The following is a 12698-nucleotide window of genomic DNA, read 5'->3' as shown; positions in this document are numbered from 1 at the left end:
CATCCATACCCCATTTTCCTGCTTCATCACCTACTGAAATTTTACACTATCTATCTTTAATCTACTTTCATAATAATTTATCCACCTATTGACAAAAAAATATTAATGAGTTAATATTTCGATGTATAAAATATTTTGTATTAAAAATTTTTGAGGTGAAAATTTATGAACAAAGATTGTGATATTAAGCTTTTATATGACCTGTTTCGTATAATTAGACAAAAACTCAATAATCAACTGAAAGCAAATGACCTCTCTGAGTTTCAAAAAGACCTCACAATCGGAGAACAACAAGTAATAATAATTTTAAGCGAAAATAAAAGCAATCCAATGTATATGAAAGATATTGCTTTAGAATTAGGTATTTCCCCCAGCACCCTTACAAGCATAGTAGACAAACTTGTAGAGAAAGGGTTAGTTCAAAGGAACTTTGATTTGGAAGACAGAAGAAAAATAGAAATTTCTTTGACAAAAAAAGGCCAAGATCTTTATAAACACTTAGCAATGTTTAGGGAAAAAATTTTGCAGCCAATTTTTGAAAAACTCTCTCCTCAAGAATTAGAAACATTAAAAAACATATTACAAAAAATCAAAGAAGAACTATAAATTTTGAGGGTGGTGTTTATGAAAAATACTGTTAAAACATTAATAATAGTCACAGTAATTTTAGCAATTGTAGCTTCTACCGTTTATGCAATCTCTATAAAAAACAAAAGCGCTACTTCCACTGTAGAAGTAAATGCCGCTAAAGTGGAAAAAGGTGAAATAATCTCTTTAATTTCCACCACAGGGGTAGTAGAATCAAAATCCAAACAAGAATACTACATTTTATCCCCTACCAAAGTATCAAAAGTTTATGTATCTGTTGGAGACAAAGTAAAAAGAGGAGATAAACTTTTGGAATTTGAAACACAAGATTTATACATACAATATCAAATTGCCCAAAAACAGCTGGAAATAGCACAAATGCAACTTGATGCACTAAAAAAATTAAAAGGAAAGCAGTCACGACAATCTCAAGTCGCAGCTCAACTTCCAAATACCTCTTTGCCGCAACAACTCCCTTCGGGAGAAAGTACAGTACAACAGCCCTCCATTTCTCAGATGCAAACTACTTCACTTAGCCTTGATGACCAAATAAAACTCCAACAAAAACAAGTAGAAATTGCAGAACTAAATCTTAAAAGCATAAAACAAAGTATGGACAAACAACAAAAATATATTACTGCTGAATTTGATGGTACTGTAACTGTTGTAAATGCTAAAAATAACAGCTATTTTACCTCATCTCAATTTCCTGCTATAACAGTAGAAGACTTAAACAATTTGCAGATTACACTGGATGTAAACCCCTATGATGCGGTAAATTTAAAAGAAGGGCAAAAAGCCTACATACATTTTGCAGATAAAACCTTTGAAGGAGTAGTAAGTAAAGTAAGTCCAACTGCGACAAAAGTAATCACTCAAACAGGTGGAGATAATGTCGTAAAAGTTTATGTGGACCTTTTAAGCAATGATGGCACAATAAAACCAGGTTTTAATGTAGATGTCGACATAAAAATTGCCGAAAAAAAAGATGTAATAAAAGTTCCATCAGAAGCAATCGTAAGTGACAAATATGGTAACGAATTTGTGTATGTAGTAGAAAATGGTATAGCAAAACAAAGGAAAGTAAAAAGCGGACTCGTTTCTGATTTGGAGACAGAAATCATAAAGGGAGTAAATGTCGGCGAAAAAGTCATACTAAATCCCACCAGTTCTATCGAAGATGGTACAAAAATCACAATAAAGGGCGGGAAAGACTGATGATTGAATTGAGCAATGTAAGAAAGGTGTACAATCTTGGAAAAGTCCAAGTGAATGCATTAAAAGGCGTCTCTTTAAAAATAAATAAAGGTGAATATGTAGCAATTGTTGGTCCCTCTGGCTCTGGTAAATCTACTTTAATGAATATAATTGGTCTTTTGGATAAACCCACATCTGGAAGTTATAAGCTCAATGGAACCGAAATATCAACGTTAAATGATGACCAATTAGCTTATTTAAGAAATCGCCAGATAGGTTTTGTTTTTCAGTCTTTTAACCTTTTGAGTAAATTAGACGCACTGTCAAATGTAGAACTGCCAATGTTGTACGCTAAAATACCAGCAAAAGAGCGTAGAAAAAGAGCAATAAAAGCTTTAGAAATAGTGGGATTAAGTGAAAGAATACACCACAAACCTAATGAACTCTCAGGGGGGCAGCAACAAAGAGTAGCAATCGCCCGTGCAATTGTAATGAATCCTTCTTTTCTATTAGCTGACGAGCCAACAGGAAATCTCGACACAAACTCCAGTATTGAGATAATGAAAATTTTTTATCAACTCAATGAAGCGGGTACTACAATAGTGATGGTTACCCACGAACAGGACATAGCAAATCACGCAAAAAGGATACTTCGCTTAAGAGATGGAAACATTATAGAAGATACCCCTATCGCAAACAGAATAACTTATTAGCAGGTGATAAAGGATGTATATTTTAGAAGCCATAAAAGTAGCAATTGACAGTATATTAAGTAACAAATTAAGAGCCCTTCTTACGATGTTGGGGATTATAATCGGTATTGCTTCAGTTATAACAATAGTGTCTTTAGGAGCAGGCGGTCAAAAAGCTATTTTAGGCGAATTCGAAAAAATCGGCGTTAGTGTATTTTCTATCAAGACGAAAAATAATGTTGAAATAAGAGAAAGCGATAAACTGACTCTCAAAGATGTAGAAATGATCAGAAAAAGACTTTCTTCGGTAAAATATGCGGCGCCAATTACAGAAAAATTTGGACTCGCTAAAACAGATAAACTTACCAAGAGGGCTATTTTTATAGCAACAGATTTTGATTATGGAAATGTCTCTAACATAAAAATAATCTATGGCCGCTTTTTAAATGAAAAAGACATTCTCATGGGTAGAAATGTGGTACTTATTGATAAAGACTCTGCAAAAGAACTTTTCGGTTATGAAGATTGCGTAGGAAAAACTATTAAAATAGGCAGTTCTTCTTCCTTTGACACAGCAAAGATAATTGGCGTTATTGACAGTGGTAATTTAAAAAGTTTAGGAGGCTCAATAGCTGACCAAATACCTGTAATAGCTGCAATTCCAATAACTTACGCACAAAAAATCTTCCAAGACGTAGATATCTCACAAATTTACGTAATGACCTACAACCAAAACCAATTAGATGAAGCCTCCTCTCAGGCTGTGCGCTTAATAGAATCATTTCATCACAACAAAGATAAATACGAAGCAGAAAACCTCATCGGTTTCCTAGAAGAATTCAACAGAATATTAAGCATATTTACGGCAATCATAGGAGCAATTGCTGGTATATCGCTTATAGTAGGTGGAATCGGAATCATGAACATAATGTTGGTTTCTGTAACTGAACGCACCAGAGAAATTGGAATAAGAAAAGCCATAGGCGCAAGGCAAAAAGACATTTTAATGCAATTCTTAATTGAGGCTGTCGCAATTTCTCTCTTAGGGGGTGCTATAGGTATTTTCTTCGGTTATATTTTATCAAACATCATTGGTCCTTTTATAAATATAACCCCCATCATCTCTATAAACACAATATTAATCGCTTTTCTTTTCTCCTCAGCAGTAGGAATATTCTTTGGAATATACCCTGCACAAAAAGCAGCTAGACTCGACCCAATCGTAGCACTCAGATACGAATAAAAGCAAGAGGTAAATCACCTCTTGCTTTTATTCCCTCAAAAACAAATTAATTCTCTTTTCTTTTCCAATTGTTGAAGACTCGCCATGACCCGGATATATCACTACGTCATCTTCCAATACCAAAAGCTTGTTCTTTATAGAATCCATTAAAGTATCAAAATCTCCACCTGGAAAATCATATCTTCCTATCGAGCCTTTGAAAACAGTATCTCCTGTAAAGCAGACATTGTCAATTTTAAAACACACTCCGCCTTTTGTATGACCTGGAGTGTGTAGGACTTCTATTGTGTATTTCCCAAAATATAAAATATCGCCACCATTTAATAAAATATCTGCGGCACTGCACTGTATTTTTTTATAGACCATTTTAGATAGATTTAAACTGGGATCTAAAAGCAAGGGAGCATCTTCTTTTGAAATAGCAACTTCTGCTTGAGTAACTTTCCTCAGCTCCTCTACTCCACCTATGTGGTCAAAATGACCATGAGTGAGTAAAATATATTTTACTCTTAATTTGTTAATACCAATATAATCTTGTATTTCAGATGAATATTCCCCTGGGTCTATTACAATTGTCTCCCTAGTTTCCTCGTCAGAAACAATATAACAATTGGCTTTATAAAGTCCTACCACACACCTTTGTATTTTCATAAAATCACTCCATTAAAACACTTTTTTAGAATCAATGAGAATTGTAACTGGTCCGTCATTTTCAATTAATACTTTCATCATTGCCTGAAATATACCTGTTTTGACACTTACGCCTCTTTTTTCAATCTCTTTGACTAATAAATTAAAATACTTCAAAGCTTCTTGTGGTTTTTGAGCCATCATAAAGTTAGGTCTTCTGCCTTTTCTCACATCTCCAAGCAAAGTAAATTGAGAGACAAGAAGGACTTCTCCTCCTATATCTAAAAGAGACAAATTCATTTTTCCTTCTTCATCTTCAAAGACCCGCAAATTCACTATTTTATCTGCCATGTACATTACATCATTTTCATTATCATCAATAGATATACCAACCAAAACAACAAATCCTTTACCTATTGAACTTACCATTTCTCCACCTACACTTACTTCTCCGCGACTCACCCTTTGAACAACAGCTCTCAAAAAAATCACCTCTATGCACTTAATCTGTAAACGTCCATTACCCCTTCCAAAGCTTTCAACTTATTCATAACTCTTTCCAGTTGGTCTTTTGAAATAATCTCTAAAGTTAAGTTAATAATTGCAATATTGTCTTTTGTTGTTCTAGCATTGACAGCCTTTACAGCAATTTTTACATCTGCAAGAACACTAGTAACATCTGTCAAAAGTCCAAATCTATCACTAGCCATAATCTGTATATCAGCTTGATAAAAGATATTTCTATCTTGATCCCACTCAACCTCTACAATTTTGTTTCTATCAAAAAGATATTCTTTTACATTGGGACAATCTTTTCTGTGAATAGAAATTCCCCTTCCTTTAGTAACATAACCTATTATTTCATCCCCTGGAACAGGAGAACAACATTTTGCAAACCTGACCATTACATTGTCTACACCTTTTACAATAACCCCCGTTCCACCTGTTTTTTCTTTTTTCTTTCCACCCTTATCAGCCGGGATAGATTTCATGCCTACTTCTTTTTGAGATTTTTTAATTTCTTCTTTAATTCTCGGTATTACCTGATTTAAAGTTAATCCTCCATATCCGATTGTCGCATATAAATCCTCCATTGTGTGAATATTGAGTTTTTTAAGAACTTCCTCCCATATTTCACTTTTTATCATAGCAGGTTGCAATCCATGTCTCCTTAATTCTTTTTCTATCATTTCCTCGCCGCGAGTGATATTTTCTTCTCTTTTTTCTTTTTTAAACCACTGCCTGATTTTGTTTCTCGCTTGAGAACTTTTGACAATTTGTAACCAGTCTCTGCTTGGACCTCTGTCTTTATTTGGACTCACTAATATCTCTACAATATCACCGTTTTTCAATTGATAATTTATAGGAACCAATTTACCGTTTACTTTAGCACCATTTAATCTATGCCCTATTTCAGTGTGTATGCTGTACGCAAAATCAACAGGTGTCGACCCTGCTGGTAAATTTATCACATCCCCTTTGGGAGTAAAAACAAAAACTTCATCTGTAAACAAATCAATCTTTAATGTTTCCATAAACTCTTTTGCATCTTTTAATTCTTTCTGCCATTCCAAAAGCTGTCTCAGCCATGAAAGTTTTTGGTCAAATTTATCTTCTGTAGTCTTGCCTTCTTTGTATTTCCAATGGGCTGCAATACCATATTCTGCAGTTTTATGCATTTCCCAAGTTCTTATTTGTATTTCAAAAGGTTCTCCTTTAGGACCTATTACTGTAGTATGAAGGGATTGATACATATTAGGCTTTGGCATAGCAATGTAATCTTTGAATCTGCCAGGAATTGGTTTCCACAAAGTATGCACAATTCCTAATACGCCGTAACAGTCTTTTACAGTGTTTACAATTATCCTTACTGCTAACAAGTCGTAAATTTGGTCGAAGCTTTTATTCTGTGTCTTCATCTTTTTATATATACTGTAAAAGTGTTTGGGTCTACCATCTACCTCTGCTTGTATTCCCATTTCTTTTAGTTTCTCTTTAATTGTAGTTATGATATTTTGTATAAGCTCTTCTCTTTCCTTTCTTTTTGCAGCTACCTTTTCTACAAGGTCATAGTATTCATCAGGATGCAAGTATCTCAAACACAAGTCTTCTAATTCCCATTTTATCTTGGATATTCCAAGCCGATGAGCAATAGGAGCATATATTTCTAAAGTTTCTTCCGCTTTTTCTTTTTGTTTGTCAGGAGGCAAATATTTGAGAGTCCTCATATTGTGAAGCCTGTCAGCCAGTTTTATGAGTATAACCCTAATATCTTTTGCCATTGCTATGAGCATCTTTCTCATGTTTTCAGCCTGTTGCTCTACTTTGCTCTTGTATTCTATTTTTCCCAACTTTGTAACACCATCAACCAAATCAGCAATTTCTTTTCCAAATTTTTCCAATAGCTGCTCATAAGTCACATCTGTATCCTCTATTACATCATGCAAAAGTCCTGCTGCAATAGTAGTAATATCTAATTCCAGGTCAGCTAAAATATATGAAACTTCTATGGGATGAACAATATATGGTTCTCCTGAGTTTCTCATTTGGCCATCATGAGCATTTACTGCAAAGTCATAAGATTTGTAGATTAAATCTAAATTTGCTTCATCACCCATATAATTTTTTATCCTATTTATCACTTTGTCCAACATATTTACCACACCTTATAATTAAAGTGGCTTAAAGCCACTTTATAGATTAAAACTTTATTAGTGAAATTATATCATATCCGTCAAGCTTTTTTCTACCATCTAAAAAAGTTAACTCACTCAAGAAAATAATGCAGTCTACTATTCCACCCAATTTTTCCACAAGTTTTGCAGAAGCATAAATTGTCCCACCAGTCGCTAGTAAATCATCAACTATTACAACCCTTTGCCCCTCCAAAATAGCATCTTTGTGTATTTCTAGTGAATCTATCCCATATTCCAGTTCATATTCATAGCTTAAAGTTTCTGCAGGTAGCTTTCCAGGTTTCCTGACAGGGACAAATCCCACACCCAACCTATAAGCTAAGGGAGCTCCAAACAAAAAGCCTCTTGCTTCTGGCGCTGCAATGAGGTCAAATTTTCTGCCATCTAAAGCTTTAGCTAACATTTCGATAGAATAACCAAAAGCTTGCGCATTTTTTAAAACAGGTGTGATATCTTTAAATTTTATTCCTTTTTTAGGAAAATCAGGAATTTCTCTGATCATCTGTTTGATTTCTTCTAATGTCATCACAAGACCTCCTTAAATTTTCTGGCTAACAAGGAACTTGGCAAATTCAATAAACTCTTTTTTAGCTGAGAATATCCTTTGCATTATTTGAGTTTGTTCAATATTAACCTTTTGTGGCACGGAATTTTTGCTTAACATAAAAATATTATCACGTTCTTTTACATTTATCAATCCTATTTCTTGCATTGCTTTTATGCAAAATAAAAATTTTATTGGATTTAAATTCAGATGCGGATGTAAATGTTCTTTAAATAAAATGGTGTTTCCTTTTTCTATAAATTTGTAAAGTTTAATAAAATCTTTTCTCTGAGGAAAAATTTCATCAAAAGATTTTAAATTATAATATATGTCTGATTCATTAAAGACTAAATGAATCTTTTTTCCTTGTGAATGATAAAGGATATAATAAAAAATTTCTTTTTTAAAAGGTATATCGTAAATAATTATGTCGTCATAATATTTAAGTGGTTCTAAAGAATTCGTAAAAAATAGTATGCCATTTTCTTTTTTGCAATTCATATTACAAAAAGAAAAATTAACAAACTTTTCTTTTTTGAGATATCTAAGTAATGACTTAAGTTCTACAGCAGTATTTACTATGACAGCTGTTTTGCTTTCCCCTTTAAAAAGTTTGAGCACATATTCCCACTTATTATTAATTCCTCTTTTATCAATTATATAATCAACTTTTCTATTTATTTCTTTTTTCTCTAGCTTGTATTCTATCATGATTTTACTCAAGTTTTTATAGTAGGAAAATAGAGGCAACTTAACTCTTAAATCTTTTACGTTTATGATTACTGACTCTATTCCATTCCAAGTATTTATTTCAACACTTCCTACAACATCTATTATATCCCCTATTTTTATATCGTTTCTTTTTTCTGCTGTATCGAACAACATAAGTTCATAGACAAATTTTCCTTTTTGGGCGATGATCTTTTTGTGTCTTCCACTATTTAAATCAAATATTTTTGTAACTGTTAAACCCTCAAATAAAAAATTAGGCCGCGGATTATTGCTGCCAAAAGGTTTAAGCTTTTGAACTTGCTTAGCTATTTCTATATCTATCTTTTCATTTTTAACCTTTGCCTCTATTTTTAAACTTGGGATTAAATCAAGTTCACTAAGCACAGTATCAGCGTATTCATTTATTTTTGCTTTAAAAATCTCCAAATTGTTTTTCTCAATATTTATTCCAGCAGCCATTTCATGACCGCCATATTTTATCAAATAATCTTTACAGTATTCTAATGCTTTATATAAATTAAAGCCTTCTATGCTTCGCCCCGAACCTTTGCCCTCCTCTTCCCCTAAACTTATAAGTATAGAGGGTCTATGAAACCTTTCTGTTATCCGAGAGGCTACAATTCCAATAACACCCGGATGCCAATTTTCATCCCACAGTACAATTACTTTTTCTCTATTCAAATCAACAGTCTCTTCTACTTTTTTGATTGCTTGTTGAAGTATTTGATTTTCTATCTGTTGTCTATTTAAGTTTTCCTGGTTTAAATATTCTGCTATCTTTTCTACTTCTTCTTTACTATGGCTTATCAATAATCTGACAGCCGCTTCTGCACTTTTGAGCCGACCTGCGGCATTAAGACGAGGGGCTAAGATAAATCCCACATGATATTCGTCAATTTCAACATTTTCTAATCCAGAAGCTTTTATGAGGGCTTTTAAACCTATATTTTGTGTTTCATTTAGTCTTTTTAGCCCTTCTTTTACAATTATTCTATTTTCTCCTAATAAAGGAACAATATCTGCAATCGTACCAATTGAAACGATATCCAAAAATTTATGAGCTTCTTCTCCAATAAGAGCTTGTGACAGTTTAAAAGCAACCCCTACCCCTGCCAGGTCACAAAAAGGATATTCAATACCAGGCAAATGGGGATTTATCACCACATCTGCTTGTGGTATCTCTTTAGGGATACTATGATGGTCAGTTATTATTACATCTATTCCCAAGATTTTAGCTTTTTCCACTTCCTTAACAGAGGTTATACCACAGTCTACACTAACTATAAGTTTTGTTCCCCTCTCTGCAATTTTGTCTATTGCTTCTTCATTTATACCATATCCTTCAACTAATCTTTCCGGTATGTAATAATCCAATTTTGCCCCTAATTTTTTTAAGGTTAAATATAGGATAGCAGTGGCAGTAATCCCATCAACATCGTAATCCCCATAAATGGTGATTAGATCCTTCGAGGCAATATGTTGTTGTATCAATTCTTTTGCTTCTTTTATTCCCCTTAAAAGATAAGGAGAGTGTAAATCTTTTAAATCAGGATTTAAAAAACTCTTAACTTCATGGAGGTTTAATCTTGATGCAAGCATGTCAGCAATTATTTTGGATAATCCATAAGTTTTTTGTATCTCTTGAGACAATTGAGAGTTTTTACTCTCTTTTAAAATCCATCTGTAAATTTTAGGCATCAAATCACCCACAAATTCTCCTATTTTTTTCTCCTCTCAATTATAAAGATTCGGTAGAAAACCCACAAACACAGAAATAATGCAACTACATAACCAAAAAGTCCTAATACATTGTAACCAAAAACTTTATATCCCCCTTGAAATGTCAAAACCAGTGAAGATGCTACAATTAACGCTGATGCTATAATACTTATAATAACCTTATTTACCATAATATTCAAATCGTGGCGCAAACTTCCATCTTCATCAAGGTTTATTCTAACTTTTATATCGTCTTTTATAAGCTTTGTCATTATACTTTGGATTTTGGAAGGAAGTTTTCTCAACACTATTATTGTTTTATGTAAATCTTTCGAGTTTTCTTTTAATATTTTTGTTAAACTAATGTTTCTCAAATATACTTCTTTTATAAAATCTTTAGCTACACTAGAAATGCTAAAGTCAGGATCTAAGCTCCTGCCAACGCCTTCTACTGTAGCTAAAGACTTTAAAAGTAAAGTAAACTCTGGAGGTAAAATCAGCTTATGCTTATAAACAGTTGTCATTATTTTTCTCATTGAATCATTAACACTGATATTCTTTAGAGGAGTACTGTAAAAATAATTTATTATATGGTTTAAATCGGATTTAAGGGTCCTAATATTAGTACTAGGCCTTATGGCGCCCACATCCGACAAAATTTCTATTACTTCCTCAATATCATTCTCGGCAAAAGCTCTGAAAAGTTCAATTATCATTTCCCTTGAGGATTTATCAAGGTAGCCTACAATTCCAAAATCTATATATGAAATTTTGCCATCATTTGTGATTAAGATATTGCCAGGATGAGGGTCACCATGGAAAAGGCCAAATTCATAAACTTGCAAAAATATAGCCCATGCCCCATCTCTTGCAACTTTCTTTAAATCGAAGCCTTTTTTAACAAGTAAATCCCTATTTTTTACACTTATGCCTTCTACGTACTCCATTGTGAGAACGCGTTTTGTAGTGTATTCCCAATATACTTTAGGTATGTATATATAATTTTCTTTCTCAAAATTCTCTCTAAAGCGTTCGGCATTATTCCCTTCTTGCGTGTAATCTAATTCATTGAAGAGAGATTCGGCTAATTCATCAACTATTTCGACAAAGTCCAATGGAGAATCAACTATGCGCTCATTCAAAATTTTAGCAATACTTTTCAGAATTATTATATCAGCATTTATCTTTTGGGATACCTCTGGACGTTGTACTTTAACAACAACATCTTTCCCTTCTTTAATTTTTGCCCTATAGACTTGTCCAATAGAAGCAGAAGCAATAGGAGTTTCATCAAAATAAATGAAGAAGTCCGATATTTTGCCTTTTAACTCACTCTCTAAAATATTCTTTATTGCTATAAAGTCCTCTGGTTCTACCTCATCTTGAAGTTTTGCAAGTTCCAATAAAATATCATGAGGAATAAGGTCTCCTCTTGTACTTAAAAGCTGTCCCATTTTTATAAAAGTAGGGCCTAATTCCTCTAAAGTTTTCCGAATCCTCTCTCCAACTCCCATGTAATCATGATTTTTCAATATATGAAATGGGATATGCCTGCCGTTTAATAAAATCTCAGAAATAAAGCCAAACCCATTTTTAGTTAAAATCCTTAATATCTCCCTATATCTTCTAGTAATATTTTTATTTCTAAAAATAAAAGACAAATTCATTTTTTCACCTCATAGAAATATAGTAGCATTATTCTCAAAAAGATTATGCCACTATATTTTTGTATTATTCATAAGCTTAGGCTTTTACAGGTTTATTAGAGGTTCTTCTCCTTTTTTCTCTATTCTTAATTAATACCCAAAGAGGAGTAGAAATAAAAATTGAAGAATACGCTCCTGATACTATTCCAATAAGCAAAGGTAGTGCAAAATCTTTCAATGCCTTAGGTCCTAAGAAATACATTAAAACAAGCATAATCAACGTAGTCAACGTTGTATTTATTGACCTTGTCATTGTCTGATTTACACTAACATTCGCAATTTGTGAATAATCGGATTTTTTCATAATTTTTAAATTATCCCTTATTCTGTCAAAAATCACAACAGTATCATTAACAGAATAGCCAAATACAGTCAAAACCGCTGCTATAAAAGGAGCATTAATTGTTATGTTAAAAATAGTATATATGGAAATTAGTATAAACACATCGTGGAGTAAGCCAATAATTGCAGCCTCGCTCATTTCAAATTCAAACCTAAATCCTAAATAGATAAACATTGCAACAGAAGCCAACAATAAAGCACCTATCATTCCAAATTTTATTTCTTCACCTAAAGAAGGTCCTACTTGCTGTGACATTATTAAGTCATTTTCTGTTAAGTTATATTTTTTGTAGATATCTTTTATTATTGAAAGTCGAATTTCATTGGCAATAGGACTTGTCTTAATTGAGACTTCATCACCTTTTGTCCCTATTTTTTGTATTTGAAAGTCTTTAACTTTATATCCGTTTAAAATTTTAATTATATCATTCGGATCAAAAGGCTTACCAATTCTAACCTCCATTATTGTTCCACCAGTAAAATCTATGCCCCAATTAAACCCATTTATAAACATTGCTATTACTCCAATCAAGATTACAATCCCTGAGATTGCAAACCAAATCTTGGTTTTTGAAATTACATCTATATTAAATCTATACTGATTCACTC

General features: G+C 32.8%; 11 protein-coding genes. 4 read left to right on the top strand and 7 right to left on the bottom strand.

The features are described from left to right. Window positions 1-165: 165 nt before the first annotated feature. Genes I4N53_RS09370 through I4N53_RS09355 form a run of 4 tightly spaced genes read left to right on the top strand, consistent with a single transcriptional unit; the run spans window position 166 to window position 3720 of the window. Window positions 166-606 (top strand): MarR family winged helix-turn-helix transcriptional regulator, encoded by a 441-nt coding sequence (locus I4N53_RS09370; protein ID WP_012269283.1) that lies wholly within the window; start codon window positions 166-168, stop codon window positions 604-606. 18 nt (window positions 607-624) lie between these two features. Next, a complete protein-coding gene (locus I4N53_RS09365; protein ID WP_214496096.1) occupies window positions 625-1806 on the top strand; it encodes an efflux RND transporter periplasmic adaptor subunit in 1182 nt (393 codons plus the stop codon). Continuing rightward, window positions 1806-2498: an ABC transporter ATP-binding protein gene (locus I4N53_RS09360; RefSeq protein WP_013150238.1), complete on the top strand. Its 693-nt coding sequence runs from the start codon at window positions 1806-1808 to the stop codon at window positions 2496-2498. Before I4N53_RS09365 ends, I4N53_RS09360 begins: the two co-directional genes overlap by 1 nt. 13 nt (window positions 2499-2511) lie before the next feature. Continuing rightward, on the top strand, window positions 2512-3720 hold the full coding sequence (locus tag I4N53_RS09355; RefSeq protein WP_012995095.1) for an ABC transporter permease: 1209 nt from the start codon (window positions 2512-2514) through the stop codon (window positions 3718-3720). Between the two features lie 27 nt (window positions 3721-3747). On the opposite strand, the gene I4N53_RS09350 is transcribed toward I4N53_RS09355, so the two are convergent. The 7 genes from I4N53_RS09350 to secF form a co-directional block, all read right to left on the bottom strand. Beyond that, window positions 3748-4371, bottom strand: coding sequence for an MBL fold metallo-hydrolase (locus I4N53_RS09350; protein ID WP_214496095.1), 624 nt, complete (start codon window positions 4369-4371; stop codon window positions 3748-3750). Between the two features lie 12 nt (window positions 4372-4383). Then, window positions 4384-4833, bottom strand: a complete 450-nt coding sequence (gene dtd, locus I4N53_RS09345; RefSeq protein ID WP_012269278.1) for a D-aminoacyl-tRNA deacylase — start codon at window positions 4831-4833, stop codon at window positions 4384-4386. Between the two features lie 11 nt (window positions 4834-4844). Next, window positions 4845-7004, bottom strand: a complete 2160-nt coding sequence (locus I4N53_RS09340; RefSeq protein WP_013150236.1) for a bifunctional (p)ppGpp synthetase/guanosine-3',5'-bis(diphosphate) 3'-pyrophosphohydrolase — start codon at window positions 7002-7004, stop codon at window positions 4845-4847. Window positions 7005-7050: 46 nt separating this feature from the next. Further along, window positions 7051-7572, bottom strand: coding sequence for an adenine phosphoribosyltransferase (locus tag I4N53_RS09335; RefSeq protein ID WP_012995092.1), 522 nt, complete (start codon window positions 7570-7572; stop codon window positions 7051-7053). Between the two features lie 12 nt (window positions 7573-7584). After that, on the bottom strand, window positions 7585-10032 hold the full coding sequence (recJ, locus tag I4N53_RS09330; RefSeq protein ID WP_012995091.1) for a single-stranded-DNA-specific exonuclease RecJ: 2448 nt from the start codon (window positions 10030-10032) through the stop codon (window positions 7585-7587). A gap of 8 nt (window positions 10033-10040) precedes the next feature. Then, complete coding sequence (gene ubiB, locus I4N53_RS09325; RefSeq protein WP_214496094.1) at window positions 10041-11708, bottom strand: 2-polyprenylphenol 6-hydroxylase; 1668 nt, start codon at window positions 11706-11708, stop codon at window positions 10041-10043. Between the two features lie 76 nt (window positions 11709-11784). Further along, window positions 11785-12696 (bottom strand): protein translocase subunit SecF, encoded by a 912-nt coding sequence (secF, locus tag I4N53_RS09320; protein ID WP_012995089.1) that lies wholly within the window; start codon window positions 12694-12696, stop codon window positions 11785-11787. Between the last annotated feature and the right edge of the window lie 2 nt (window positions 12697-12698).

Origin of the sequence: Thermoanaerobacter sp. CM-CNRG TB177 (assembly GCF_018588165.1) — a bacterium.
GTDB classification, from domain to species: domain Bacteria; phylum Bacillota; class Thermoanaerobacteria; order Thermoanaerobacterales; family Thermoanaerobacteraceae; genus Thermoanaerobacter; species Thermoanaerobacter thermocopriae.
Note: the sequence above shows the minus strand (reverse complement) of the source record. Positions and strands in the feature narration are given on the sequence as shown.